General features: G+C 61.6%; 24 protein-coding genes. 13 read left to right on the top strand and 11 right to left on the bottom strand.

Annotated features, from left to right (window positions below; genetic code table 11):
• Positions 1-99: 99 nt before the first annotated feature.
• The 6 genes from FY112_RS24095 to coxB form a co-directional block, all read right to left on the bottom strand.
• Positions 100-978, bottom strand: a complete 879-nt coding sequence (locus FY112_RS24095) for a cytochrome c oxidase subunit 3 (RefSeq protein WP_003545992.1) — start codon at positions 976-978, stop codon at positions 100-102.
• Between the two features lie 61 nt (positions 979-1,039).
• A complete protein-coding gene (locus FY112_RS24100) occupies positions 1,040-1,648 on the bottom strand; it encodes a cytochrome c oxidase assembly protein (RefSeq protein ID WP_151519435.1) in 609 nt (202 codons plus the stop codon).
• The gene (locus FY112_RS36915; protein WP_020048779.1) at positions 1,645-1,785 is read right to left on the bottom strand and encodes a hypothetical protein; all 141 of its coding nucleotides are present in this window, start codon (positions 1,783-1,785) and stop codon (positions 1,645-1,647) included. Before FY112_RS36915 ends, FY112_RS24100 begins: the two co-directional genes overlap by 4 nt.
• On the bottom strand, positions 1,785-2,735 hold the full coding sequence (locus tag FY112_RS24105; RefSeq protein WP_094086581.1) for a heme o synthase: 951 nt from the start codon (positions 2,733-2,735) through the stop codon (positions 1,785-1,787). The genes FY112_RS36915 and FY112_RS24105 overlap by 1 nt, the downstream gene beginning before the upstream one ends.
• A gap of 66 nt (positions 2,736-2,801) precedes the next feature.
• Positions 2,802-4,523, bottom strand: coding sequence for a cytochrome c oxidase subunit I (gene ctaD / locus FY112_RS24110; RefSeq protein ID WP_017959263.1), 1,722 nt, complete (start codon positions 4,521-4,523; stop codon positions 2,802-2,804).
• 17 nt (positions 4,524-4,540) lie between these two features.
• Entirely contained in the window at positions 4,541-5,425 is an 885-nt protein-coding gene (coxB, locus tag FY112_RS24115) for a cytochrome c oxidase subunit II (protein WP_094086583.1), read from the bottom strand.
• A 316-nt stretch (positions 5,426-5,741) separates the two neighbouring features.
• On the opposite strand from coxB, the gene FY112_RS24120 reads away from it, so the two are divergent.
• The 3 genes from FY112_RS24120 to FY112_RS24130 all read left to right on the top strand — a co-directional run bounded on the left by FY112_RS24120 (position 5,742) and on the right by FY112_RS24130 (position 8,768).
• The gene (locus FY112_RS24120) at positions 5,742-6,407 is read left to right on the top strand and encodes an invasion associated locus B family protein (protein ID WP_017959261.1); all 666 of its coding nucleotides are present in this window, start codon (positions 5,742-5,744) and stop codon (positions 6,405-6,407) included.
• A 438-nt stretch (positions 6,408-6,845) separates the two neighbouring features.
• Positions 6,846-8,261: a metalloprotease TldD gene (gene tldD / locus FY112_RS24125; protein WP_151519436.1), complete on the top strand. Its 1,416-nt coding sequence runs from the start codon at positions 6,846-6,848 to the stop codon at positions 8,259-8,261.
• Positions 8,262-8,276: 15 nt separating this feature from the next.
• The gene (locus FY112_RS24130) at positions 8,277-8,768 is read left to right on the top strand and encodes a GNAT family N-acetyltransferase (RefSeq protein ID WP_131623014.1); all 492 of its coding nucleotides are present in this window, start codon (positions 8,277-8,279) and stop codon (positions 8,766-8,768) included.
• A gap of 112 nt (positions 8,769-8,880) precedes the next feature.
• Here the strand turns inward: FY112_RS24130 and FY112_RS24135 are convergent, their stop codons facing one another.
• Positions 8,881-9,198 carry a pyrophosphatase gene (locus FY112_RS24135; RefSeq protein ID WP_017959258.1) on the bottom strand — a complete coding sequence of 106 codons (318 nt, stop codon included), beginning with the start codon at positions 9,196-9,198 and terminating at the stop codon, positions 8,881-8,883.
• Between the two features lie 98 nt (positions 9,199-9,296).
• Positions 9,297-10,580, bottom strand: a complete 1,284-nt coding sequence (locus FY112_RS24140) for a D-alanyl-D-alanine carboxypeptidase family protein (protein WP_131709924.1) — start codon at positions 10,578-10,580, stop codon at positions 9,297-9,299.
• A 262-nt stretch (positions 10,581-10,842) separates the two neighbouring features.
• Between FY112_RS24140 and FY112_RS24145 the strand changes: the two genes are divergently transcribed.
• Positions 10,843-11,880, top strand: a complete 1,038-nt coding sequence (locus FY112_RS24145; RefSeq protein WP_094086587.1) for a polysaccharide deacetylase family protein — start codon at positions 10,843-10,845, stop codon at positions 11,878-11,880.
• A gap of 5 nt (positions 11,881-11,885) precedes the next feature.
• Here the strand turns inward: FY112_RS24145 and pdxH are convergent, their stop codons facing one another.
• Entirely contained in the window at positions 11,886-12,506 is a 621-nt protein-coding gene (gene pdxH, locus FY112_RS24150) for a pyridoxamine 5'-phosphate oxidase (RefSeq protein WP_017959255.1), read from the bottom strand.
• Between the two features lie 65 nt (positions 12,507-12,571).
• Between pdxH and FY112_RS24155 the strand changes: the two genes are divergently transcribed.
• The 4 genes from FY112_RS24155 (at position 12,572) to FY112_RS24170 (ending at position 16,063) form a co-directional block, all read left to right on the top strand.
• Entirely contained in the window at positions 12,572-13,030 is a 459-nt protein-coding gene (locus FY112_RS24155; RefSeq protein WP_151519437.1) for an RT0821/Lpp0805 family surface protein, read from the top strand.
• Positions 13,031-13,309: 279 nt separating this feature from the next.
• Positions 13,310-14,509 carry a DnaJ C-terminal domain-containing protein gene (locus tag FY112_RS24160; protein ID WP_181018273.1) on the top strand — a complete coding sequence of 400 codons (1,200 nt, stop codon included), beginning with the start codon at positions 13,310-13,312 and terminating at the stop codon, positions 14,507-14,509.
• 121 nt (positions 14,510-14,630) lie between these two features.
• Complete coding sequence (fabI, locus tag FY112_RS24165) at positions 14,631-15,449, top strand: enoyl-ACP reductase FabI (RefSeq protein WP_017959252.1); 819 nt, start codon at positions 14,631-14,633, stop codon at positions 15,447-15,449.
• A 23-nt stretch (positions 15,450-15,472) separates the two neighbouring features.
• Positions 15,473-16,063 (top strand): histidine phosphatase family protein, encoded by a 591-nt coding sequence (locus tag FY112_RS24170; RefSeq protein ID WP_151519438.1) that lies wholly within the window; start codon positions 15,473-15,475, stop codon positions 16,061-16,063.
• Between the two features lie 29 nt (positions 16,064-16,092).
• Here the strand turns inward: FY112_RS24170 and FY112_RS24175 are convergent, their stop codons facing one another.
• The gene (locus FY112_RS24175) at positions 16,093-16,353 is read right to left on the bottom strand and encodes a DUF1344 domain-containing protein (RefSeq protein WP_003569889.1); all 261 of its coding nucleotides are present in this window, start codon (positions 16,351-16,353) and stop codon (positions 16,093-16,095) included.
• 243 nt (positions 16,354-16,596) lie between these two features.
• Here FY112_RS24175 and FY112_RS24180 point away from each other — a divergent pair, with 243 nt between their 5' ends.
• From FY112_RS24180 to ribB, 3 genes are all read left to right on the top strand, one after another.
• Positions 16,597-19,776 (top strand): EAL domain-containing protein, encoded by a 3,180-nt coding sequence (locus tag FY112_RS24180; protein ID WP_151519439.1) that lies wholly within the window; start codon positions 16,597-16,599, stop codon positions 19,774-19,776.
• A gap of 233 nt (positions 19,777-20,009) precedes the next feature.
• On the top strand, positions 20,010-21,107 hold the full coding sequence (aroC, locus tag FY112_RS24185; RefSeq protein WP_151519440.1) for a chorismate synthase: 1,098 nt from the start codon (positions 20,010-20,012) through the stop codon (positions 21,105-21,107).
• 12 nt (positions 21,108-21,119) lie between these two features.
• Entirely contained in the window at positions 21,120-22,223 is a 1,104-nt protein-coding gene (ribB, locus tag FY112_RS24190; RefSeq protein ID WP_017959246.1) for a 3,4-dihydroxy-2-butanone-4-phosphate synthase, read from the top strand.
• A 687-nt stretch (positions 22,224-22,910) separates the two neighbouring features.
• On the opposite strand, the gene FY112_RS24195 is transcribed toward ribB, so the two are convergent.
• Complete coding sequence (locus tag FY112_RS24195) at positions 22,911-24,101, bottom strand: winged helix-turn-helix domain-containing protein (protein WP_151519441.1); 1,191 nt, start codon at positions 24,099-24,101, stop codon at positions 22,911-22,913.
• 118 nt (positions 24,102-24,219) lie between these two features.
• On the opposite strand from FY112_RS24195, the gene FY112_RS24200 reads away from it, so the two are divergent.
• The gene (locus FY112_RS24200; RefSeq protein WP_020485966.1) at positions 24,220-24,894 is read left to right on the top strand and encodes an ABC transporter ATP-binding protein; all 675 of its coding nucleotides are present in this window, start codon (positions 24,220-24,222) and stop codon (positions 24,892-24,894) included.
• Positions 24,894-25,502, top strand: coding sequence for an energy-coupling factor transporter transmembrane protein EcfT (locus FY112_RS24205; protein WP_017959243.1), 609 nt, complete (start codon positions 24,894-24,896; stop codon positions 25,500-25,502). The genes FY112_RS24200 and FY112_RS24205 overlap by 1 nt, the downstream gene beginning before the upstream one ends.
• Positions 25,503-25,511 lie beyond the last annotated feature (9 nt).

Raw genomic sequence — 25,511 nt, forward strand, 5'->3', positions numbered from 1 at the left:
TCGCATGCTACGTCCCTCTCGTCTCCGAAAAGGTGCGGGCTGTCGCGGCAACAAAAAAGGCGGGCACGAGGCCCGCCTTTTGCTTGACTGTGGTTCCGATCAGCCGGCTGCGACGGGTGCGCCCCAGCCGCCCCAGACGTAGATGCAGAAGAACAGGAACAGCCACACGACGTCGACGAAGTGCCAGTACCAGGCGGCCGCCTCGAAGCCGAAATGCTGCTTCGGGGTGAAGTCGCCGCGCAGCGCACGGATCAGGCAGACAGCCAGGAAGATCGTGCCGACGAGGACGTGGAAACCGTGGAAACCGGTCGCCATGAAGAAGGTCGCGCCGTAGATCGAGCTCTTGAAGGCGAACGGGGCGTGAGCATATTCGTAGGCCTGAACGGCAGAGAAGAACATACCGAGCAGCACGGTCAGCGTCAGGCCCTGGATCAGGCCCTTGCGGTCGTTGTGCAGCAGCGCATGGTGCGCCCAGGTGACCGTGGTGCCCGACAGGAGCAGGATGACGGTGTTGTAGATCGGCAGGTGCCAGGGGTCGAGAACCTCGATACCCTTCGGCGGCCAGGTGCCGCCGGTATAGAGCAGGCGCGAGGCCTGGATCGCTTCATTCGGATAGAGGCTGGCGTCGAAATAGGCCCAGAACCAGGCGACGAAGAACATCACTTCCGAAGCGATGAACATGATCATGCCGTAGCGCAGGTGCAGCGAGACAACGCGGGTGTGGGCGCCCTCATGGGCTTCCTTCACCGTATCGGCCCACCAGCCATACATGACGTAGAGCACCAGCGCGAAGCCAATATAGAAAACCCAGGGATTGGCAAGCTCGAAGCCGGCGACCTTGAAGGAGCCGCCATTGAGATAACGCATGTAGGAGACGCCGCCGAGCGCCATGATGAAGGCGCCGAGCGAGGCGAGAATCGGCCACGGGCTCGGATCGATGATGTGATAGTCGTGATTCTTCTGGTGAGCATCGGCCATGTCGTTATCCCCGGATGTCTTCCTTCACTCCGCTCCCGGCATAGCCGGAAACGAGCCTTGATCAAAGTTTCTTTTCAATCTTCTGCGCTCCACCCTCATTCGAAGCCACCGGCTTCGGACCCTCTTTCGGGTAGAACGTGTATGACAGCGTGATCGTATGGATATTCTTCGATTCCACCGCCTTGACGATTTCAGGATCGATGTAGAACACGACGGGCATGTCGAGCTTCTCGCCCGGCTTCAGGTCCGTTTCCCTAAAGCAGAAACATTGCACCTTGTTGAAATAGACGCCGGCTTCGCCCGGCGTGACGTTGAAAACCGCCTGGCCGCGCTGGGTCTCGTTCGAACGATTCTCGGCGGTGAAATTGACCTGGATGGTCTCGCCGATCTTCGGATTGACCTCGCGCTCGACCGGCTTGAAGTCCCATTGCAGGCCGGGGGCGACATTGGCGTCGAAGGTGACGCGCATCGTGCGGTCGAGCACGACGCTCGACACCTGGTCGACGCGCTGCGTCGTGCCGTTATAGCCGGTCACCTGGCAGAAGATGCGGTAGAGCGGCACGGCGGCATAGCTCATCGCGCCCATGCCGAAGACGAAGCTCAGGCACATCATCACGACGGCGCCGTTGTTGCGCCCCTGCTTCTTCGGTGCGGCGGGGTTATCGCTCATCCGGCCGTTCCCCCGCCGATCTTCACGATTGCCATCACGTAGAAGAGAACGACGAGGCCGGCAAGCACCAGCCCCAGCGCGATGTTGCGGTTGCGGCGCGACTTGAGCTGCTTTTCCGTGAGCTTGACCAATTCCATCAGAACCAACCTCCCGCATGCGAGACCAGCACCGACGCCAGCCGGTCGATCATCAAGGCGGAGAACACGGCGAATAGATAAAAGATCGAGAAACCGAAGAGCTTCTTCGCCGGGATCATCTTCGCATCGCCGTCGGGCATGCGCCAGACGGCGATGGAACAGTATATGAAGATTGCGCCGAGGGCGGCGGCGACGAGGCCATAGCCGAGGCTCGCGAAACCGAGGAAGGACGGCAATACCGCGCAGACGGCGGTCAGCACCGCATAGGCGACGATCTGATGCTTGGTCACCCGTTCGCCGGCAACGTTCGGCAGCATCGGCACGCCGACGGCCTCGTAGTCGCGCATCTTGAAGAGGGCAAGCGCCCAGAAATGCGCCGGCGTCCACAGGAAGATGATGAGGAAGAGAACAGTGCTCTCGATCGTCACGCTGTTGGTCACGCAGGCCCAGCCGATCATCGGCGGGAAGGCGCCGGCAGCACCGCCGATGACGATGTTCTGCGGCGTCGAGCGCTTCAGCCACATGGTGTAGACCACGGCATAAAAGAAGATGGTGAAGGCGAGGATGCCGGCCGAGAGCCAGTTGACGGCCAGGCCGAGGATCACCACCGAGAAGCCCGACAGCACCAGGCCGAAGGCGAGTGCCTCGGAGGGCGCGATGCGGCCGGCCGGGATCGGACGGTTGGCGGTGCGGCTCATGATGGCGTCGATATCGGCATCATACCACATGTTCAGCGCGCCGGAGGCGCCGGCGCCGACGGCGATACAGAGGATGGCGATCAGGCCGAGGACGGGATGAATGTGGCCCGGCGCAAGCACGAGACCGGCAAAGGCAGTGAAGACCACGAGCGACATGACCCGTGGCTTCAGCAACTCGAAATAATCGCGCGCACTCGCTTCCGACAATTCGCCGTCCTTTGCAAGCACCTCGTGATTGTCGATGACCGTCATCATTCCGTCCTGAATGTCTTACGATCAGGACGCCGTATCGAATGCGGCGTCCTGATATCAGCGCAATTACTTGATGCGCGGAAGCTGTTCCCACTGGTGATAGGGCGGCGGCGAAGGCAGCTGCCACTCGAGCGTCGTTGCACCCTCACCCCACGGATTGTCGCCGGCGACACGCTTCCTGGCGAAGGCTTCGAAGACGCCGTAGAGGAAGATCAGCACACCGAAGGCCGAGATGTAAGAGCCGATCGAGGAAACATAGTTCCAGCCGGCAAAGGCATCCGGATAATCGATGTAGCGGCGCGGCATGCCGGCGAGGCCGAGGAAATGCTGCGGGAAGAACACCAGGTTGACACCGATGAACATGACCCAGAAATGCAGCTTGCCGACGAGCTCGCTGTACAAATAGCCGGTCATCTTCGGGAACCAGTAGTACCAGCCGGCGAAGATCGCGAATACGGCGCCGAGCGATAGAACGTAGTGGAAGTGGGCCACGACGTAATAGGTGTCGTGCAGCGAGCGGTCGAGACCGGCATTGGCGAGCTGGACGCCGGTCACGCCGCCGACCGTGAACAGGAAGATGAAGCCGATCGCCCAGAGCATCGGCGTGTTGAACGAGATCGAGCCGCCCCACATCGTCGCGATCCAGGAGAAGATCTTCACACCCGTCGGAACGGCGATGACCATCGTCGCGAAGACGAAGTAGCGCTGCGCGTCGAGCGACAGGCCGACCGTGTACATGTGGTGAGCCCAGACGACGAAGCCGACGGCGCCGATCGCGACCATGGCGTAGGCCATGCCGAGATAGCCGAAGATCGGCTTCCTCGAGAAGGTCGAGATAATGTGGCTGACCATGCCGAAGCCCGGCAGGATGAGGATGTAGACCTCGGGGTGACCGAAGAACCAGAACAGGTGCTGGTAGAGGATCGGATCGCCGCCGCCTTCCGGAGAGAAGAATGCCGTGCCGAAATTGCGGTCGGTGAGCAGCATGGTGATGCCGCCAGCCAGAACCGGCAGCGACAGCAGCAGCAGGAAGGCGGTGATCAGCACGGACCATGCAAACAGCGGCATCTTGTGCAGCGTCATGCCCGGAGCGCGCATGTTGAGGATCGTGGTGATGAAGTTGATCGCACCGAGGATCGACGAGGCGCCGGCAATGTGAAGTGCGAAGATTGCAAGGTCGACCGCCGGTCCCGGCGTGCCGCTTGTCGCCAGCGGCGGATACATCGTCCAGCCGCCGCCTGTGCCATAGGCGCCTGCCGGGCCTTCGACGAACATCGACAGCAGCAGGAGAATGAAGGCAGGAACGATCAACCAGAAGGAGATGTTGTTGAGGCGCGGGAAGGCCATGTCGGGCGCACCGATCATGATCGGCACCATCCAGTTGGCGAAACCGCCGATCATCGCCGGCATGACCATGAAGAAGATCATGATCAGCGCGTGCGCTGTCGTGAACATGTTGAACATCTGCTTGGCGCCGTCGATCGCGGCATCGCCCTCATAGCCGTAAACCATCGAGGCCAGGCCGTGGAAGATCTGGATGCCAGGCTCCTGCAGCTCCATACGCATGGCAACCGACAGCGCGCCGCCGATGATGCCGGCAATGATCGCGAAGATCAGGTAGAGCGTGCCGATGTCCTTATGGTTGGTCGAGAACAGCCAGCGATTGGCAAAGCTCGGCTTGTGCCCGTGATCGTGATCGTCATGCGCGTGGTCATGATGGGCGGCGTGATCGCCATGCGTGCGATCGTGATCATGAGAATGATCGTCGTGAGCGGAAGGTCCAGCCATTGTCCCGATCCCCTTTATTACTGTGCTTCGGCGACGTTAACGGTCTTTGCGGGACCATCGGTTGCGGCCATGAGTGTCTTGTAGGCGCCGGGCAGGTCGCTGGCGGCTGCGGTCAGCCACTGCTTGTACTTGTCCTCGGAGACGACGCGGATGGCGATCGGCATGAACGCATGGTCCTTGCCGCAGAGCTCGGAACACTGGCCATAGAACAGGCCTTCGCGCTCGGCCTTGAACCAGGTCTCGTTCAGGCGACCCGGCACGGCATCGATCTTGACGCCGAAGGACGGCATGGCGAAGGCGTGGATGACGTCGGTCGGTGATGCGGTCACGAGAACGCGGACCGTCTTGTTGACCGGCAGGACCAGCTCGTTGTCGACGGCGAGAAGTCTGGGATAGATCGACTTGTCTTCTTTGCCGGCGGCTGCGCGGTCCTGATCCTTCAGCAGGAAGGAATCGAAAGCCAGCGGGCTTTCGCCCGAACCTTCATATTCGTAGTTCCACTGCCACTGGGTGGCGGTCGCCTTGATCGTCACGTCGGGGTTTTCGGGCAGCGTCAGCTGCGCCGTCAGCAGGTTGAACGAAGGAATGGCGAGAAGAAGAAGCACCAGGACCGGCCCCACGGTCCAGGCAATCTCGATCAGCGTGTTGTGGCTCGTCTTCGAGGGAACCGGGTTCGCGCTGGCGCGGAACTTGAAACAGACGACGATGAGCAGGACCAGAACGAAGAGCGTGATCGGAACGATAAACCACAGGGTATATTGTTCGAACCAGTGGATTTCCCGCATGATCGGCGTTGCCGCCGGCTGCAGCGTCGCCTGCCACGGCGTGGGCTGATCGGCATATGTGCCGGAAGCAAAAAGCAGACAGACCAGCGTGGTCAGGGCTGCATAAGCCTTCTTCATCACCTTAGTATCTCCCTCGAGCGCTTGACCTGCAAAATAGAACGCAGAATCCTTGCCATCTTCAGCGCTTCAAACCACAGTTTGGCATTTGCCGCAACAGGTCAGAGCAATTGTCTATGCGGCATTTTTGCTCAAAGCATAGGCAGGCTCGAACGGCAAAACATCCCAAGTTTTTCATCAGCATATGAAAAATCGGCTTTCCGGCCAATCCGTGCGCGACACATTATTTCGGAAAGGTCCAATTTCCGCCGCAGTCCCCCGGTTTTCACGGGGTGGGGCTTTTCATTTTTGGTGGGCAGCTTCAACAATAGCCGCAATGATTCGATATCCAGAGGTTTCCATGGGTTTCCGTTCCCTCGCGCAGTCGCTTCTCCTGACTGCCAGCATCGCGGCCGCAGCGACGACGCCCGTTTTCGCCCAGCAGCAACCCACCCCGTCACAGGCCAAGCCCCCGGCTTCCGCGCCGGCACCGGCCCCTGCTCCGGTGCCGCAACAGCCGAGCGCCGCCAAACCGAATGTCGAACCGGTGCCTGGCCAGACACAGCCCCCGGCGCCGGGCACGGTGAAGTCCAATCATGGCGCATGGTCCGTCGTCTGCGACAAGCCGGCGGGTGCGGCGACCGAACAATGCGCGCTGATGCAGAATGTCATCGCCGAGGATCGGCCGGAGGTCGGGCTTTCCGTCGTCGTCCTGAAGACGGCCGACCGCAAGTCGAAGATCCTGCGCGTGCTGGCACCACTTGGCGTGCTGCTGCCGAACGGCCTCGGGCTCAATGTCGACGGCAAGGATATCGGCCGCGCCTATTTCGTCCGCTGCTTTGCCGACGGCTGCTATGCAGAGGTCGTGCTCGAGGATGAGTTGCTCAAGACCTTCCGCAGCGGCGCCCAGGCAACCTTCATCGTCTTCCAGACCCCGGAAGAAGGCATCGGCATCCCCGTCGACCTCAAGGGCTTCGCCGAAGGTTTCGACGCTCTGCCGTGAGGGCAGGCTAGTCGCGACGTCTCGATTCCCTCTTCTCCCCAGCGGGGAGAAGGTACCCGTAGGGCGGATGAGGGGGCCGGCGAAGCCGGTCTTTTCAACAACGCCCATACGGGCTTCGACAGCGCTGGCGTCATCTCGACCGTGCTCAGGGTCTTGTGGGCGCGGTGTTGTCGTTAGCGAACCGGGAATAGGGTTTACGTGAAGGATGTGCCGTGTGGCCCCCTCATCCGCCTGCCGGCACCTTCTCCCCGAGGGGAGAAGAGATTGCGCCGCGCCCTCTCCGTTCCCCGCCAACTCATCACATGGTACGTTCCATCTCGCCACATCATCCTTGCCCAACAAAGAATAATTCGACGGCGGGGCTTCACTCCTTATTATGTGGAGCCCTATCTAGGGAGTAAGTGCATTCCTGAACGCATGCCTATTGGAGCCATTACCATGACCACCGATCTCCTGACGCTCTTCGATGCCGACGAAGCCACGATGCGCAAGCACGTCGCCGAGGCCCTGTCCGGCGCCGATGACGGCGAACTGTTCATCGAGCATGCGCAGGCGGAAGCGCTGACCTTCGACAATGGCCGGCTCAAGGGCGGCAGCTTCAATACCGAACAGGGTTTCGGCTTGCGGGCCGTTGCCGGCGAAGCGGTCGGCTATGCCCATGCCGGCGATCTCTCGGTGGCGGCGCTGAAGCGGGCGGCCGATGCCGTCGGCGCGGTGACACGCGGCTATTCCGGCTCCTATGCGGCAGCGCCCCAGGGCACCAACAAGAAATTCTACAGCGACGAGAACCCGATCGGTCAGCCGAGCTTCGAGGAGAAGGGCAAGGTCCTGCAGGACATCGACGCCTATCTCAGGGGTAAGGATGACAAGGTGCGCCAGGTGACGGCCTCGGTTGCCGCAAGCTGGCAGGTCGTCGATATCCTGCGCGCCGACGGACACCGTGTGCGCGACATCAGGCCGATGACGCGCATCAACATTTCGGTGATGGTCGGCGAAGGCGATCGGCAGGAGAGCGGCTCCTATGGCCACGGCGGGCGCATCGGCTTCGGTGATTTCATCGCCGAGGGCAGCTGGCAATACGGCGCCGACGAGGCGCTGCGCCAGGCGCTCGTCAATCTCGAGGCGATCGATGCGCCGGCGGGCACGATGGACGTGGTGCTCGGCTCCGGCTGGCCGGGCGTGATGCTGCACGAGGCGGTCGGTCACGGGCTGGAAGGCGATTTCAACCGCAAGAAGACCTCGGCCTTTGCCGGTCTTCTCGGCCAGATGGTCGCCGCTCCCGGCGTCACTGTCGTCGATGACGGCACGATCGACAATCGCCGCGGCTCGATCACCATCGATGACGAGGGCACGCCGTCCGCCTACAACGTGCTGATCGAAAACGGCAAGCTTGTCGGTTATATGCAGGACCGGCAGAATGCCCGGCTGATGGGCATGGCGCCCACCGGCAACGGCCGCCGCCAGGGCTATTCCCATGTGCCGATGCCGCGCATGACCAACACCTACATGCTCGGCGGCGACAAGACGCCCGAGGAGATCATCGCCTCGGTGAAGAAGGGCATCTATGCCGTCTCCTTCGGCGGTGGCCAGGTGGACATCACCTCCGGCAAGTTCGTCTTCGGCTGCACCGAGGCCTATCTCATCGAGAACGGCAAGGTCGGCGCTCCGATCAAGGGCGCGATGCTGATCGGCAACGGCCCGGATGCGATGAAGCGGGTGTCGATGATCGGCAACGACATGAAGCTCGATACCGGCATCGGCAATTGCGGCAAGGCCGGCCAATGGGTTCCTGTCGGCGTCGGCCAGCCGCATCTGCGCATGGATCAGGTGACGGTCGGCGGCACGCAGACCTGAGCGAAAGGATCTATCATGGCGGACGTCGAAATCAGAACCTTCACCGCCGACGACGCCGATGACGTGCTTTCGGTGATCCTGCCGATCCAGCGCGAGGAATTCGGCATCGATATCACCGCGGATGAGCAGCCGGATCTTAGGGTCATCCCGGATTTCTACCAGTCCGGCAAGGGACAGTTCTGGGTTGCCGTCAAGGATGGCGCCATCGTCGGCACGGTCGGGCTCAAGGATATCGGCAATAACCAGGCGGCGCTGCGCAAGATGTTCGTCTCAGCTGAAGTTCGCGGCTCCGAGCATGGCGTGGCCGCACGGCTTCTCGATTACCTGTTTGCCCATGCCAGGGATGTCGGCCTCACCGATATCTTCCTCGGCACGACGGACAAGTTCGTCGCCGCGCATCGCTTCTACGAGAAGAACGGCTTTAGCGAGATCGCCAAGAGCGCCCTGCCCCGCGCCTTCCCGCTGATGGCGGTGGACAGCAAATTCTACCGCTATAAGGTCGGCTGACTTAAGCTGCGGGAGAATCCTGGTGCGGTTGACGAGGGACAGTCTCGCCTAAAGCCCGTCACATCGAAATGCCGTCGCCCCCAAACACACTGCGCATTTTCGGCGCGTTGCATCAGCTCTTCGACGTTTGCGCCGGCCGAAACAGCCACTTTCGTTCGATCGCGGCGGCAAGATCGAGATCGTTGTGACGGGCAAACAGCATAAGATGGCCGAGGACGTCGGCGGTCTCGTCGGCAAGGTCTTGCTGCATATCTTCCGGTGAACGCCCCTTCGCACGACCGCGCCCGGTCAGCCGGTTCCAGGCCTGTGTCAGCTCGCCCATTTCCTCCTGCAGTTTCAGAAGGAACCAATCGGCATCACGCTCGATGCCGTGGGCCGCGACATGGGTGGAGGAAGAAATTTCGAACTGATCGGCGAGACGGCGCAGCATGAACGTTCTCCTTTTGTTTATGGAGGAGACGCTGATTCCCAATGTTTGTCCAGCGTGGGATTGTCCCGCGTGGATTGTCCGGAGTGCTGGAGTGGCAATCAGCCGTGGTCCGGCAGCAGCATGCAGTCATAGGAGCGTTGCTTCAGCGCATCGCAGGCCGAGACGGCGGCATCCTTGCTGGCGAAGCCGACGAAGCGGGCGCGATAGATCTTGTTGACCCCCTGCCCGACCGCCTCCGTATAGGGCGAGGCGGACACCAGCGGTGCGCCGCCTTCCGACTTCGCCTGGGCGAGAAGTGCACGCGCCGCATCGGCACTCGGTGCGGCCGAGATCTGGATCTGCCAGTCGCCATTGGTCTTCTCTGCCGATGTCTTCGGCATCTTGCCGGCGTTGAGGATCTCGTCCATCGCGACGGGACGCTCCAGAGGCACGACGGCGTCGTCGGCATAGGCAAGGCTCTTTGCTGCGAGATCGTCGGCCGGGCGCGGTGCGTTGAGCGGCACCGGAACATCGGAGGCCTCGGCGGCGGACGCGACTTCGACGGGTTCCCTCGCGCCGACGCTCGCCATCAGCTTTGCGCCGCCGGAAGACGAGGCACGGCCGAGATAACGGTCGAGCAAACCAGCCATCTTGGCGTCGCGGCTGCGGGCGGTGCGGCCGCCGAGCACGACGCCGACCACGCGGCGGTTGCCGTCTCTGACGGCGCTGACGAGGTTGAAGCCGGAGGCGTTGGTATAGCCGGTCTTGATGCCGTCCATGCCCTGGTAGCGGTACATGAGATTGTTGTGGCCGCGCACCGTCCGGCCGCGGAAATTGAAACTGGCCGTCGAAAACAGCCGGTATTCGTTCGGGTAATTCTTCATCAGCGCGATGGCGAGCGTCGACATGTCACGCGCCGTCGTGACCTGGCGGCCGTCCGGCAGACCGGATGCGTTGACGAAGACGGTGCGGCTCATGCCGAGCTGGCGGGCTTTGGCCGTCATCACCCGGGCAAAACCGCTTTCTGAGCCGGCGAGCTTTTCGCCCATGGCGGAGGCAGCATCATTGGCCGATTTGACGATCATGCCATAGACCGCCTCGCGCACGGTGATCGTGCCGCCCGCCTTGACGCCAAGCTTTGTCGGCGGGCGTGCAGCTGCGTATTTCGACATCCGGATCGGCGTGTCCCAGGTGATCTTGCCGCGCTTCAACGCCTCGAAGGTGAGATAGAGCGTCATCATCTTCGTCAGCGAGGCCGGATGGTTCAGCGTATCGGCGTTTTCGGAGGCGAGAACCTTGCCGGTCCGGGCATCGAGGATCAGCGAAGCGTTGCCGGCAAGGGCCGCAAGCGGCGCCGAAACGGCAAGCGTTACGGTCAAAACAGCCGCCAAAAGCTTTCTCATGCACTTTCCCCTCATACCCTGGCCCCTCATACGCTGGTCCCTGATGCGCAGCCCTTAACGCCGGCTCTCGGTCAGACCGGCATTTGTGCCGTAATGTGACAGAAGCAGTAAGTTTGGCGCGACTTTGAGGCAACTCCTATTATTTTTCTAGTCTTTTCATCGTCTTGGTTAACAGGAAATCAAAGACCCGTGCCGGATCGGGATTCAGCAAGGCTTAAGTCGCGCTTGCTAGTTTCCTGAAAAGGCAAGGGATAGGCGCCGCATGACGGGACAATTCAAGCGATTGGGCAAGCGACTGGCGATCGGCGCCGGGCTCGAGTTTTCCTGGCTGCTCGCGTCAGTCGGACTGATGCGCGAAGCGCGCGGGCGCGGCGTCGTCTTTACGCTGCATCATGTCCGCCCGCACGCGCCCCAGGCCTTCGAGCCGAATGCGCATCTCGAAATCACCCCCCGTTTTCTCGACGCGGCGCTGCGGCGGCTGCGGCGAGAGGGCTACCGCTTCGTGCCGCTTGATCAAGTGCCGGCGCTGCTGGCGGAGCCGGAAGGCGCAAAGCCCTTCGCGGCGTTCACGCTGGACGACGGATACAGCAACAATCTGGAACATGCGTTGCCGGTGTTCGAGCGGCATCAGGCGCCGTTCACGGTGTTCGTCGCCAAGGGTTTTGCCGAAGGCTCTCACAGCATCTGGTGGGAAACGCTCGCCGTCCTCCTGCGCCGGCCGAGCGAAATCTACTTCGATTTCGGCCGCGGCAGAGAGCGCCTGGCGCTCGACAGCCCACAGCAGCAATGGCATGCCTTCGACCGCTTTGCCGCCTATATCCACGGCTCCGAGGAGGCGCGCGCCGTTGCCGCCATCGATCTGCTGGCGCGCGAAAACGGCATCGAGCCGACGGATATCGTCCGCGAGCTGGTGATGGGGCCAGGCGAATTGCAATGGCTGGCGGCTCATCCGCTCGCAACGCTCGGCGCCCATACGATCAGCCATCGCGCACTGGCCCGGCTGCCGGAAGCCGAAGCGCGAATCGAGATGCAGGTTTCGGCGGATTACGTCGAGGCGGCGACCGGCATCCGTCCCGAGACGATCGCCTATCCCTATGGCACGCCTGATGCTGCGACCGCCCGCGAGGCACGCATCGCCCGCAATCTCGGCTTTACGCTTGCGGTCACCACGCAGCCCGGGCTGCCGTCAGCGCAATTGACCGGCTATCTCCCGCGCATTTCGCTCAACGGCTTCTACCAGAAGCGACGCTACGTCTCGGCGCTCGCCTCCGGCATACCGTTGAAGCTGATGGGCAGGTAAGCTCGTTACGGGTACATTCGCACCTTGTCCCATTCGCCTTCCGGTAATGGGCGGCGGAATTCGACGCGGTCATGCAGGCGGAATTTCTGGTCCTTCCAGAATTCGATCGAGGTCGGCCGGATGCGGAAGCCCGACCAGTGGGCGGGGCGCGGAATCTCGCCGATGGCATAGCGCGCGGTATATTCGGCCACGGCCTTTTCCAGCGCGAACCGGCTTTCGAGCGGGCGGGATTGTCTGGAGGCCCAGGCGCCGATGCGGCTGCCGCGCGCCCGCGTCTTGAAATAGGCGTCGGCTTCGGCATCGGTGACGATCTCGACGGGACCGCGCAGCCTGACCTGACGACGCAGGCTTTTCCAATGAAAGCACATGGCCGCCTTTTTCTGGCCGAGAATTTCGCGGCCTTTCTGGCTCTCGAAATTGGTGTAAAAGACGAAACCGTCGTCGTCGAATCCCTTCAGGAGAACCATGCGGACATTGGGAAGACCATCCTCATCGACCGTTGCCAGCGCCACAGCATTGGGGTCATTGGGCTCGGAAGCCTCGGCTTCTTTCAGCCATTCGGCAAAGAGCTTGAAGGGCTCGCCACTTTCGGTAAAGTCACCGCTTGTTAACTCGTTTGCCGACATATTGGTTCAAATGCCCCGGATTATTCAAAACTCGCCCAGCTTTTGATAACTGGACAGGATGCAGGGTGGAAGTCATAGCAAAGTCATCTCGCCATACAAAGGGCCTGCGGCGCCGCAGGAGTGTGTTCTTCGTCACCGGCGTCGCGATGTTGTCGCTGTCCGGCTGCGTCGGCGGCGGCATGGATTTCCTGAGTGAAGCCAAGGTCGACCGGTCGGTGGCAACCGGCACCGTGCCGCAGACGCCGCCGAGCACCGACACGCTTTCCGACGAAATGACCGTGCGCAACGCCGTGACCTCAGCCGACGTGCAAAGGCTCGAGGGCCAGCCGCTCCCCTGGGCGAACGCATCGACCGGCAGTGCCGGCGTCATCGATACGATCGTCGAGAATAACGAGTCCGGCCAGGTCTGCCGCCAGTTCCGCACGACCCGGCATTCCTATGTCGGCATCGCCAAATTCTACGGCAAGACCTGCCTTGTCGGCGGCGGCAACTGGCAGCTTCTGAGCTTCCAGCCGGAAAGCTGATCTTCCTAAGGTCGTTCAAAAGTTACAGCGTCCTTTTGGGCGTTCGAAAAGACGCGGGGCGCGCGCCCTCCCCAACAGGTTAACGCGTGACCGCTTTCTGCCGAATGCTTAGCAAAGAGCTAACCATTTACCGCGAAACACCCCACATCTCTTCACAGAAATAACAAGTGATTAGCAACTCGGCCCGCAGGATCGGCGTTGAGAGTGGCTGTTCCTGCCTTTGCGGCGGGTGGCGCCACACAGGTTTTATTGGACGGGGATGCCGGGCAGGGACGAGGCTTGCCGCATCGCAACACCGGCGGTTTTGACATGCGCGATCCTTACAAAATTCTGGGCGTCAAGCGCGACGCGGCAGCAGACGAGATCAAGGCGGCCTGGCGCAACATGGCCAAATCAGCCCATCCCGACCACAATCAGGACGACCCGACGGCGACGGCCCGGTTCGCCGAGATCGGCCGCGCCTATGAAACCCTGAAGGACCCGCGCAAACGCAGCCTGTTCGACAATGCCTTGCGGATGGCGGAAGCCAAGAAGCACGAACAGACGATCATGCAGCAGCGCCAGGCCGCCCGCGAGGCGGCCGTGCGCGCCAAGGCGGCGCAGGCCAATGCCGAGCGCGTGATGGAAGAGCTGGCGCGCGCCGCCCAGAAGGCCGCCGCCGACGGCTCCAGGCAACAGGCAGGCGCTACCGAGGCCGCCGACGAGATGGTGGATCGCATTTTTGGCGCCCAGGCGCGCGCGGCCGGCGGCGGCCAGGCGCAGGGTCGCGCCCAGCAGACGCAATATCAGGCCCAAAACGCCCAGGGCGAGACCGGCAGGCGCATGGATGGCGATGCCGCCGAGACCGAGATCAAGGGCGACGAGGAAGCGGGCGAAGCCGGGCAAAATGCCGCCGCCAACCTGTCGCTGCCGCTCAGCATCCTGACAAACCTGGTACGCCGTTTCACCGGCGCCAAGGATACCGGCCTGGAAAAGGCACCGGATGAGGTGACGACGGCGACGGTCACGATCGACGACGTATTGAAGAGCGGCTGGATCACCGCGTCGCTGCCGGAGGGCCGCGAAATCGGCTTCGCCTTGCCGGCAGGCACGACCGACGGTCACGAGATCAGGCTCAAGGGACAGGGCTTCAAGCTGCCTGGCATGCAGCGCGGCGACGCCGTCATCAACATTCGCATCGCAGCCGATCCGCGCTTCACGGTCGACGGTTTCGATCTGCACGCCGTGCTGCCGCTCAGCATCGAAAATGCCGTGCTCGGCACCGAGGCGCGTATCGAAGGACCGAGCGGGCCGCTGAACGTGACGATCCCCGCATGGTCCGGCTCGGACAAGACGATTAGAATTCCCGGCCAGGGATTGCCCCGCGAAGAGGGCGTCAAAGGCGATCTGGTCGTCGAATTGCGCATTATCCTGTGGGAAAAACCCGACGACAAAATCACCGATCTCATGCGGAGCATGCGCGAAGGCCTGTTCCTATGAATTTTTTATGACATTCGCACCCTTTATTACGATCCCTAACAGTTGATGATCCCGGCCAAGCTTGAACCGATTAACGGCCTATGCCATAGGCAGGATCGATCAGAATCCTAGGGAGCGAAATATGGCTCAAGCATCCGGCCTCATGGCAGGCAAACGCGGCGTCATCATGGGTGTCGCCAACAATCGTTCGATTGCGTGGGGTATTGCCAAGGCCATTCATGCCCAGGGCGGAGAAGTCGCGTTCACCTATCAGGGCGATGCGCTGAAGAAGCGCGTCGAGCCGCTCGCCGCCGAGATCGACGCGACGCTCGTCGGCCATTGTGACGTCGCCGACGAAGCCACCATCGACGCGGTTTTCGAAAACGTCGAAAAACTCTGGGGCAAGATCGATTTCCTCGTGCATGCGATCGGCTTCTCCGACAAGGACGAACTGACCGGCCGCTACGTCGACACTTCGCCCGACAATTTCACCAAGACGATGCAGATCTCCGTCTATTCCTTCACCTCGGTCGCACGCCGCGCCGAGAAGCTGATGACGGATGGCGGCGCCATGCTGACGCTGACCTATTACGGCGCCGAAAAGGTGATGCCGAATTATAACGTCATGGGTGTCGCCAAGGCCGCGCTCGAAGCCAGCGTCAAATATCTCGCCGTCGACCTCGGACCGCAGAACATCCGTGTCAATGCCATCTCGGCTGGACCGATCAAGACGCTTGCCGCCTCCGGCATCGGAGATTTCCGCTATATTCTGAAGTGGAACGAATATAACGCGCCGCTGCGCCGCACCGTCACCATCGAGGAAGTCGGCGATGTCGGCCTCTATCTCCTGTCGGATCTGTCGCGCTCCGTCACCGGCGAAGTGCACCATGCTGACAGCGGCTATCATGTCATCGGCATGAAGGCGGTCGACGCGCCCGACATTTCCGTCGTCAAGGACTGATTTTTCCATATGGATGCGAGACCGTGCTTATCTATGTGATCAGACACGGCCAAACCGCCTGGAATGCAGAGCGGCGCCTGCAGGGGCAGAAGGACATCCCGATGAATGCCACGGGCCTGGAACAGGCCCGGCAGAACGGTATCGCGCTGGCGGAGATTCTCGGCGATAAGGTCGGCGAATTCGATTTCGTCGCAAGCCCGCTTCAGCGCACACGCGCGACGATGGAAATCATGCGCACCGCCATGGGCTTGGCGCCGCTTGCCTATCGCACCGATCCGAGACTGGTGGAAATTTCCTTCGGCGACTGGGAAGGCTCGACGATCAAGGAGCTGAAGGCGACGCAGCGCGAGCGGGTGGCGGAACGCAACGCCTCGAAATGGGATTTCATCCCGCCCGGCGATGACGCGGAAAGCTATGAAATCCTCTCCTGGCGCACCGGCTCATGGCTGAACTCCGTCGATCGTCCGACGGTCTGCGTGACCCATGGCGGCGTCATCCGCACGCTTTTCCAGACGATCTCAGACCTGCCGAAGAGCAGTGCCGCGGAAGGCGCGATCCCGCAGGACCGAATCGCCAGGATCGACACCACTGAGCGGACGATCGCCTGGCTGTAGGCATTGCAAGCCCGCCCCTCACCCGCTGCCTATTTAACGATATCGAGATCGTTGATAACGCGCTTGCCGTCGACCTCGGTATAGAAGACGATCACCTTCACGCCGGCTTCGAGACCGTCGAAATTGAATTCCTCGGGCGCCTGATAGGTTTTGCCGTCGTCGAGCGTCAGCACGAGGTTGGCCGTGTCGACCTTCTTGATCGTCGCCTCGACATCGGCGCTCTCGGCAAAACCGCTCATCGGTGACAGGAAGCTTGCTGTTGCCAAAAGCGTGGCGACGACGAAACGCATGGCGACAATCCTTTAAGACGCTGCACGAGAACACGACTGGCCACAGATAAGCTCCTGAATATGGCGAAAATTGCCCGTAAGAATGGCTTTTCCCGCCCAATTGATGAATAGGATTTTAAATATAATCAAAATGCCGCGTTAACCCGCGCTTTTTCCCTTCCCGCGATCTCTCGGCATCGCCGGCGGACAATCGTAAATTAACCCGCGCGCCCTACAGTTGCTCGTCAACATGGGGGTTTCATTTTGTTATCCAGGCTCAGCGACAGCAAGCAGTTGCGGCGCGTGTTGAAGAATAGCCGCGTCTCGTTTCTGGTTTCGTCGCTTGTCGCCCTGGTCGTCATCATGGTCGGCTTCGGCCTCGACCAAGCCAATACTGCGTCTCATGTGCGCGAACTTCATATCCGCACCGAAAACGAGACAAACCTCATCCGCGCCCGGGTCATGGCCGAGATCAATATGGACCTCAGCGTCGTCCGCGACCTGACGAACCTGATCTCCGTCAGCGCGGCAAACGGAGAGGAGATGGAACGCCAGATCAACTGGCTGCTGATCCAGAACCCGTCTTTCATCCATATCGCCGTCGCGCCTGATTTCATCATCCGTGACATCCACCCAGCGCAATCCGGCAATGAGCGGATCGGCCGCGACGTGCGCGAGGAGCTCTTCTTTCGCCAGGCGATGACCGGCGCGGCCGGCAACCAGTCGGCGCGCTTCTACGGCCCGATCAGCACCGACGGCCGGGACGCCTTTGCCATCTTCTTCCCGGTTTACGTCAAGGAGAATGGCCAGCGGCGGATCTGGGGGGCGGTCCAAGTCGCCATCGACCAGACAATGTTCTACCAGGCGACCGGGCTGATGCCGGCGCGCGACCGCGAGAACCGGGAACGCTATCCGCATCTCGGCCATCTTTCGATCGCAATCCGCGATATCGGCGCGCCGACCGCCGCCAAGGCTCCTCCCCCGGCGCCGTTCTTCGGGTCCTCCGATATCGACGGCAAGGATCCGATGCGCCAAAAGATCGGTTTTGCCGGCGGCAAGTGGGAGCTTGCCGCTGTGCCGAACAGCGGCTGGAACGCGATACCCGAAAACCGCACCGAGTTGCGCCTGATCATCGTTGCCGCCGGCTTCATCATCATCGTGCCGATCTTCTTTGCGACCATGCTGCTCGGCGAGCGCAATCGCAACATCAACGCGCTGGAGACGCGCGAGGCAAAACTGCTGGAACTGTCGCAGCGGCTCAACCTGGCGCTGGAATCCTCCAATATCGGCATCTGGGAGCTGCAGGATGATTCAAACAGCCTGCACTGGGACGCGCGCGCCGCGGCCCTGCACGGCAAACCGGCGCAAGAAGGAAGCCGGGCGCTCGACGAATGGCTGGCGGCGATCCTGCCCGAGGACCGCGACACCGCCGAAGTACATTTCTTCAGCTGCAGCATTGCGGGTGCCGCCTGCACGGCGCAGTACCGCATCCTGCTCGGCGACGGCGGCATCCGCCACCTGCGCTCGGTCGGCTCCTTCTATACGGATGCCGGCGGCGTCAGCAAGACGATCGGCATCGTCTGGGACGTGACCGCAGATGCGGAGACCACCGACACGCTGCGCAAGGCCAAGGATATGAGCGAGGTCAAGAATGCCGAGCTGGAATTGGCGCTTGAAGAGCTCTCGAGTCGTGAGGGACAGCTCGCCGAGCTTTCCAGCCGGCTCGACCTGGCGCTCGATTCCTATCAGTGCGGCATATGGGAAGCGCGGCCGGGCCTCGGCGGCTCGATCTGGAACGAGCGGATGCACGAGCTCTATGGGCTTACGCCGCGCAACGGCTTCATGACCGAAGAGACCTGGCTTGGCTGCATCCACCCCGAGGACCGGGCTCTCGCGCTCGAAAGCGCGCGCCACTTCAAGCGCAACGGCGACACGCACACCCTCGTCTGCCGCGTGATCGTCGACGACGGCTCGGTGCGCTATGTGCGCTCGGTCGGCAAGGTGCACCAGACGGGGACTAGCGAGATGAAGATCATGGGCATCGCCTTCGACGCCACCGAAGACGTGCTGATGACGATCCGGCTGAATGCCGCCAAGGACGAAGCGGTCGCCAAGAATATCGAGCTCGAGCTTGCCAAGAACAGGATCGAGCACAATTCGCTGCATGACCCGCTGACCGCACTCGCCAACCGCCGCAAGCTCGACATCGCGCTCGAAAATCTGACCCAGGACGGACGCCAGCAGCGGCAGAAATTCTCGATCCTGCATATCGACCTCGACCGCTTCAAGGACATTAACGACACGCTTGGCCATGCCGCCGGCGATGCGATGCTGGTGCACGCCTCGAAGGTGCTCGCCAAGAACGTCCGCGGCAGCGATATCGTCGCGCGCATCGGCGGCGACGAATTCGTCATCCTTGCCCTCGATGTCGACGATAAGGAGATGGCGCAGCTTTCGACCCGGATCATCGAGGAGATGCGCCAGCCCATCGATTTCCAGGGCTTCTCCTGCCGCTGCGGCGTGTCGATCGGCATTGCGCTTGCCAACGGCATCCATGTCGATGCGCGCAAGGTGCTGATCAATGCCGATATCGCGCTCTATCGCGCAAAAAGCATGGGCCGCAACCGCTTCGAATTCTTCAATCACAATCTCCAGGCCGATATCATCAACACCAAGCGCACCGCCGACGAGATCCTCGCCGGCATCGACAATGGCGAATTCACCGCCTGGTACCAGCCGCAATTCTGCGCCCGGACGATGGAGCTGACGGGCGTCGAGGCGCTGGTGCGCTGGAACCACCCGTCCAAGGGGTGGCTCGCCCCCGACAAGTTCCTGCGCATCGCCGACGAGATCAATGTCGTGCAGATGCTCGACCGGATCGTGCTGGAAACGGCGCTGCGCGACAAGATGCGCTGGACGGCACGCGGCATTGTGGTGCCCAAGGTCTCGGTCAATGTTTCGGCGCGGCGGCTGCATGACGGCAGCCTGTTGGAATCGCTCGCCGACCTGCATATCCGTCCGGGTGAGATCTCCTTCGAATTGGTGGAATCGATCTTCCTCGACGAGAGCGAGGACGTCGTCTCGCAGAATCTCGAACGCATCAAGGCGCTCGGCATCGATATCGAGATCGACGATTTCGGCACCGGCCATACCTCGATCGTCAGCCTGTTGAAGCTGAAGCCGAAGCGGCTGAAGATCGACCGCCAACTGGTGCAGCCGATCGTCAATGCCTCGCAGGAGCGGGCGCTGGTCAGCTCGATCATCGAGATCGCCCGCTCGCTCGGCGTCGAGACGGTGGCCGAAGGGGTGGAGACGGCAGCCCATGCCGCACTGCTGCGCGATCTCGGCTGCGACATCCTGCAAGGCTATGCCTTCTCGCGGCCGCTCTCCTTCGACGATTTCACCAACGAAGCCACAGGAGCGGGGTGGCGGCTGGCGTCCTGATCGGCGCGTGCCGATCGACTTCGCCCCGACCCCTCCCCGCCTGTGCAGAAAGAGTGGCGGCAAGATGCGCCGCCCGTCCCCGGCAACGAACGGAAACAGCATTTCCTGAGCTGCCGGTTTGGCGCAAAGAAAGGCTTTTGCCTCGGCGGTTTTTTGGCCTATGAGTGTCGCGCCTTTTCAAGCAATGGCGCGGCCGGCAGCGATCGGCTTCGGCGCGCCACCGGTCGGAACACATGTCGCACAATACATTCGGTCACCTCTTCCGCGTAACCACCTGGGGCGAAAGCCATGGTCCGGCGCTCGGCTGCGTCGTCGACGGCTGCCCTCCGGGGCTCAGCTTCAAGCTCGAGGACCTGCAGGTCTGGCTCGACAAGCGCAAGCCCGGGCAATCCCGCTTCGTGACGCAGCGGCGCGAGGACGATCTGGTGAAGGTACTATCAGGCGTCATGCTCAACGCCGACGGCGAGACGATGACGACCACCGGCACGCCGATCTCGATGCTGATCGAAAACACCGACCAGCGCTCCAAGGATTACGGCGAGATTGCCCGGCAATATCGCCCCGGCCACGCCGATTATACCTATGACCTCAAATACGGCATTCGCGACTATCGCGGCGGCGGCCGCTCGTCGGCGCGCGAGACTGCGGCGCGGGTTGCCGCCGGCGGCATCGCCCGCCTTGTCGTGCCTGGCGTCACCGTGCGCGGCGCGCTGGTGCAGATCGGCAAACACAAGATCGACCGCCGCAACTGGGACTGGGACCAGGTCGGGCAGAACCCGTTCTTCTCGCCCGATGCCGCGATCGTGCCGGTCTGGGAGGAATATCTCGACGGCATCCGCAAGAACGGCTCCTCGATCGGCGCGGTCATCGAAGTGATCGCCGAAGGTGTGCCGGCCGGCCTCGGCGCGCCGATCTATGCCAAGCTCGACCAGGACATCGCCTCGCTGCTGATGTCGATCAACGCCGTCAAGGGCGTCGAGATCGGCAATGGTTTTGCCGCCGCCGAAACCTCAGGCGAAGACAATGCCGACGAGATGCGCATGGGCAATGACGGCACGCCGATCTTCCTTTCCAACAATGCCGGCGGTATTCTCGGCGGCATCTCCACCGGGCAGCCGGTGGTGGCGCGTTTTGCCGTCAAGCCGACCTCCTCGATCCTGACCGAGCGCCAGTCGATCGATGCGGAGGGCAAGAATGTCGATATCCGTACCAAGGGCCGGCACGACCCCTGCGTCGGCATCCGCGCCGTGCCGATCGGCGAGGCGATGGTCGCCTGCGCCATCGCCGACCATTATCTTCGCGACCGCGGCCAGACCGGCCGTCTGAAATAGGAGCGCTCGCCCATGTCTTATGACCAGAAGCGCGTCGTCGACGCCATCCGGGCCTTCGAGGCTGGCGAGATCGTCGTCGTCATGGACGACAATGACCGTGAGAACGAAGGCGACCTGATCGTCGCCGCCGTGCATTGCACGCCGGAAAAGATGGCCTTCATCGTGCGCCACACCTCCGGCATCGTCTGCGCGCCGATGCCGAAGGAAGAGGCCAAACGCCTCAACCTCAACGCCATGGTGGCGGAAAACGATTCGGCCCATACGACGGCCTTCACCGTCTCGGTCGATTTCAAGCACGGCACGACGACCGGCATCTCGGCCGACGACCGGACACTGACGGTGCGCAACCTCGCCAATCCGAATGTCGGCGCTTCCGACTTCGTCCGTCCCGGCCACATCTTCCCGCTGGTTTCCCGCGAAGGCGGGGTGCTGATGCGCTCCGGCCATACCGAAGCCGCCGTCGACCTCTGCAAGCTTGCCGGCCTGCCGCTGATCGGCGTCATCTCCGAGCTCGTCAACGACGATGGCACAGTGACGCGCGGGCCGCAGGTGGTCGACTTCGCCGAACAGCACGGGCTGAAGCTCGTCTCCGTCGCCGATCTCATCGCCTATCGCCAGCGCAAGGAAACGCTGATCGAACTCGGCACCAGCTTCGACATCGAGACGCCGTTCGGCAAGGCCAAGGCCCATACCTACTCGCTGCCCTGGGATCCGATGCAGCATCTCGCCGTCGTCTTCGGCGACATCCGCGACGGCGTCGACATCCCGGTGCGTCTGCATCCGGAAAATGTCGCCGAAGATCTCTTCGGCAAGAACAGCCCGGTCGATTTCTATATGCAGAAGATTGCCGAGCAGGGCCGCGGCGTCATCGTCTATCTGCGCGAAGGCTCCGTCGGCGTCGGCCATCACGACAATGGCCGCAAGGCCCGCAACCAGGGCCGCGAAGCCCATGCCGAAGCCCAGACGCGCGACAGCGAATGGCTGGAAATCGGCCTCGGCGCCCAGATCCTCAAGGATCTCGGCGTCAGCTCGATCAAGCTGCTCACCAGCCGCGAGCGGCACTATGTCGGCCTGGAAGGTTTCGGCATCAAGATCAGCACGACGGAGATCTGCTGAAGGAGCTTAGCGGCTGCCGCCAGGCGATATTCATACGCAATTTTTACGACCCGGAGATATTATTCTGGGCAAACAAAATTACTTATAATCTGCCCAGAAAGAACGATGGAGCATGCAAAAGCAACCAACGCTGAAACAGCCACGCTCACGGAAAACCGATTCCTCACGAAAAGAAAAATACATAAGTAGGCAACACAAAACGATACTATTGCCGTGAAATGCCTGATGAAGTGCATCTCAACATCATTATAACAAACGCCGTCGCCGAGAAAATCACCATTTAATACTAAATAATATTGAGTAAAATAATTATACACGAAAAATATAATAAACAATATTGGATATACTAATATAATACACGCATTTAAAAAGCGTCTGCTTTGCAATTTTTTCTCCTTGGCTTTGATTATCTTACATTGTTCGAGATTGATCGCAAGCGCCGCAACCAGAGCATGCAATTATGTCGCCTAGTGCAGTCATGTTGTCCAAAAAATCATGGGAACGTCGAAGCCTGATTAGGCGAGGATCTTGGTCAATGTTCTCCAGCTCCGCCATGGCTTAGGGCGGGGATATTGATAACTACTGCTGAGTATTTGGCACTTGGTGAGATGAAGATATCTCTCAGCGTGGAAAAGACCGAGCGGCAGGATATGACCCGGATTTGAACCGTGGTGCGCTAGAGGAAAATCATGCTCTCCACCCTTCCAGAAACACGACCTTCTCCACACCCGCAAACCGCGCTACCCGATCCAACTCCGCTTCCAACCTCTCCAGCCGTCCTGCCGAAGGCTTGACGCCCGGCTCAAGCCAGAGCCGTTTGACGTCGAGCGTCGACTTCTTCCGATCCGCCTTCATGTCGATGCGGCCGATCAGCCGGTCGCCTTCAAGCAGCGGGAAGACGTAATAGCCATATTCGCGCTTCGGCTCGGGCACGAAGACTTCAATGCGGTAGAAGAAGCCGAAGAGGCGTTCGGTGCGATTGCGGTCGCGGATCATTGGGTCGAAGGGGCTCAGCACGCGGATGCGGGGCGGAGCATCTGGATAGCTGTCGAGCGTCGACGGGAAATCGGCAAAGGCCCAGGAGGGTCGCGGCTTGCCATCGAGCGCTGGTTCGACCAGCACTTCGGTCAGCTCGTCGCGATGGCCCGAGACCCAGGCCTTGGCCTCATCGGGCGAGACGAGGTTCCAGAAGGCCGCTATCTCGCCATGGGTGGCAAAACCGAGGCGGTTGAGCGCGTTGCGGCAGGCCCAGTCGACGAATTCCTCGCGGCTCACCTCTGGCTCGCGGAATTCGGCCGGAATGACCCGCTCGGTGAGATCATAGATCTTCTGGAAATTCGAGCGGCCGGCGATGGCGAGCTTGCCGGTGTGCCAGAAATATTCCAGCGCCGTCTTGTTCGGATGCCAGTTCCACCAGCCGCCGGAAACGTGGCCATCGGCCTTGACGTCGCGCGCCAGCATCGCGCCGTCGCGACGCACGCGCTCGTAGGTCTCCTCGAAAGCCGCCTCGAAGCCTTCGCCGCGCCACTTGCGCCAACGCTCGATCAAGACCTTCTCCTGATGGCGGAACTTGTGCTTCCAATAAACGAAGAAGGCGCTCGGCAAGATCGAGGCATCGTGCGTCCAGTGCTCGAACAACGCGCGTTCCTTTTCGAGCAGCGCCTTCAGATGTTCGCGCCTATAGGTCTGATTGCGGGAAAACAGGATCTGATGATGCGCCCGCTCCACCGTCTGGATGCTGTCCACCTGGACGAAACCCAGTTCATGGATGAGCTGCAGCAGGCCGGCCTTGGTCAAGGCGCGGTTCGGCGGGGCGCTGAGGCCCTGTTTGGCAAGGAAGACACGGCGGGCGGCGGAATTGGAAAGCAGATTCGTCATGGCCACATCATAATCCGGAAAATCTTCCTAGCCACCCGATATCGACAGCGCACTTTGCTCTTTCATCACCCTCGATTACCCGTATAGAAGCGGGATCGCATGGATGCGAGGGATTGGTTTGGATATTCGTTTCGAAGGCGCCGGAGTCAGTTTCGGGGCACGGGTGGCGCTGCAGCCGCTGACGCTTGGCATCAGTGGAAAACGCATCGGCGTCATCGGGCTGAACGGCTCGGGCAAGACGACTTTCGCCCGGCTGATCAATGGATTGGCCAAACCGTCGGTCGGCCGCGTCACCGTCAACGGCCGCGACACGAGCGACGACAAGACTGCGGCGGCCGATGTCGGCTTCATCTTCCAGTCGCCGCAGAACCAGATCATCCTGCCGATCGTCAAAGACGACATCGCGTTCGGGCTGAAGCGGCGCGGCTTCACCAAGGCAGAGATCGAGGCGAAGGTCGAGGGCGTGCTGGCCCGCTTCGGCGCCGAGGCGCTGGCCGATCGCCGCGCGCACGAGCTTTCCGGCGGCGAGTTGCAGGTGGCGGCCCTTTGCTCGGTGCTGGCAACGGGGCCTGGCATTCTCATCCTCGACGAGCCGACCAACCAGCTCGACCTCAAGAACCGGGCGCTGGTCGAAGGGATTATCGCCGGACTGCCGGAAAGCGCCATCATCATCACGCATGATCTGGAACTGATCGCCGGTTTCGAGCGAGTGCTGCTGTTTCATGAAGGGCGGCTTGCCGCCGATGCGCCGGCCGCCGAAGCGATCGCCCGCTACAAGGAGATCGCCGCCTGATGCAATCGCTCTATGTCGAAGGCAACAGCGTGATGCACCGGCTTTCGCCGCGGGTAAAGCTGTTGTCGCTGACGATCTTCGGCGTGGTGCTGTTCATCAGCGGGAACCTGGTTCTGCTCTCGATCGCCGTGCTGCTGACGGCGGCTCTCTACCGGATGGTCGGCCTGCCGTTTGCGGATGGGCTCAGGCGGCTGCGGCCGATCTTCCTGACGATCGCGGTCGTCGCACTCTTCAACCTCATCTTCAATCCCTGGCAGGAAGCACTCGTGCCCCTGCTGCGGCTGACGGCACTGATGCTGCTTGCCGCTACCGTGACGGCGACGACGTCGATCGCTGAGTTTATCGACGAGGTGACCGCGCTTGCCCGCCCGCTCGAACGCACCGGCTGGGTGCAGGCCGACGATATTGGCCTGGCGCTCGGGCTGGTGCTGCGCTTCGTGCCGGAGATTGTCGGCCGTTATCAGGCGATCCGCGAGGCGCATAAGGCACGCGGCCTGAAGATCCGGCCGACGACGCTGCTTGCGCCGCTGATCATCCTGACCCTTAAGGATGCGGATAATATCGCCGCAGCGATTGACGCGCGGGGCATTCGGCGGCATGTGAGTTAACGATTGATA

Origin of the sequence: Rhizobium sp. PEPV16 (assembly GCF_008919455.1) — a bacterium.
Taxonomy (GTDB): Bacteria; Pseudomonadota; Alphaproteobacteria; order Rhizobiales; family Rhizobiaceae; genus Rhizobium; species Rhizobium leguminosarum_Q.

Coding starts and splice junctions, on each gene's coding strand:
- fabI (WP_017959252.1), top strand. CDS start 14,631: ATGGCTCAAGCATCCGGCCTCATGGCAGGCAAACGCGGCGTCATCATG.
- ctaD (WP_017959263.1), bottom strand. CDS start 4,523: ATGGCTGGACCTTCCGCTCACGACGATCATTCTCATGATCACGATCGC.
- FY112_RS24140 (WP_131709924.1), bottom strand. CDS start 10,580: ATGAGAAAGCTTTTGGCGGCTGTTTTGACCGTAACGCTTGCCGTTTCG.
- FY112_RS24100 (WP_151519435.1), bottom strand. CDS start 1,648: ATGAGCGATAACCCCGCCGCACCGAAGAAGCAGGGGCGCAACAACGGC.
- tldD (WP_151519436.1), top strand. CDS start 6,846: ATGACCACCGATCTCCTGACGCTCTTCGATGCCGACGAAGCCACGATG.
- FY112_RS24120 (WP_017959261.1), top strand. CDS start 5,742: ATGATTCGATATCCAGAGGTTTCCATGGGTTTCCGTTCCCTCGCGCAG.
- aroC (WP_151519440.1), top strand. CDS start 20,010: ATGTCGCACAATACATTCGGTCACCTCTTCCGCGTAACCACCTGGGGC.
- ribB (WP_017959246.1), top strand. CDS start 21,120: ATGTCTTATGACCAGAAGCGCGTCGTCGACGCCATCCGGGCCTTCGAG.
- FY112_RS36915 (WP_020048779.1), bottom strand. CDS start 1,785: ATGGAATTGGTCAAGCTCACGGAAAAGCAGCTCAAGTCGCGCCGCAAC.
- FY112_RS24135 (WP_017959258.1), bottom strand. CDS start 9,198: ATGCTGCGCCGTCTCGCCGATCAGTTCGAAATTTCTTCCTCCACCCAT.
- coxB (WP_094086583.1), bottom strand. CDS start 5,425: ATGAAGAAGGCTTATGCAGCCCTGACCACGCTGGTCTGTCTGCTTTTT.
- FY112_RS24195 (WP_151519441.1), bottom strand. CDS start 24,101: ATGACGAATCTGCTTTCCAATTCCGCCGCCCGCCGTGTCTTCCTTGCC.
- FY112_RS24205 (WP_017959243.1), top strand. CDS start 24,894: ATGCAATCGCTCTATGTCGAAGGCAACAGCGTGATGCACCGGCTTTCG.
- FY112_RS24095 (WP_003545992.1), bottom strand. CDS start 978: ATGGCCGATGCTCACCAGAAGAATCACGACTATCACATCATCGATCCG.
- FY112_RS24105 (WP_094086581.1), bottom strand. CDS start 2,735: ATGACGGTCATCGACAATCACGAGGTGCTTGCAAAGGACGGCGAATTG.
- FY112_RS24175 (WP_003569889.1), bottom strand. CDS start 16,353: ATGCGTTTCGTCGTCGCCACGCTTTTGGCAACAGCAAGCTTCCTGTCA.
- FY112_RS24130 (WP_131623014.1), top strand. CDS start 8,277: ATGGCGGACGTCGAAATCAGAACCTTCACCGCCGACGACGCCGATGAC.
- pdxH (WP_017959255.1), bottom strand. CDS start 12,506: ATGTCGGCAAACGAGTTAACAAGCGGTGACTTTACCGAAAGTGGCGAG.
- FY112_RS24145 (WP_094086587.1), top strand. CDS start 10,843: ATGACGGGACAATTCAAGCGATTGGGCAAGCGACTGGCGATCGGCGCC.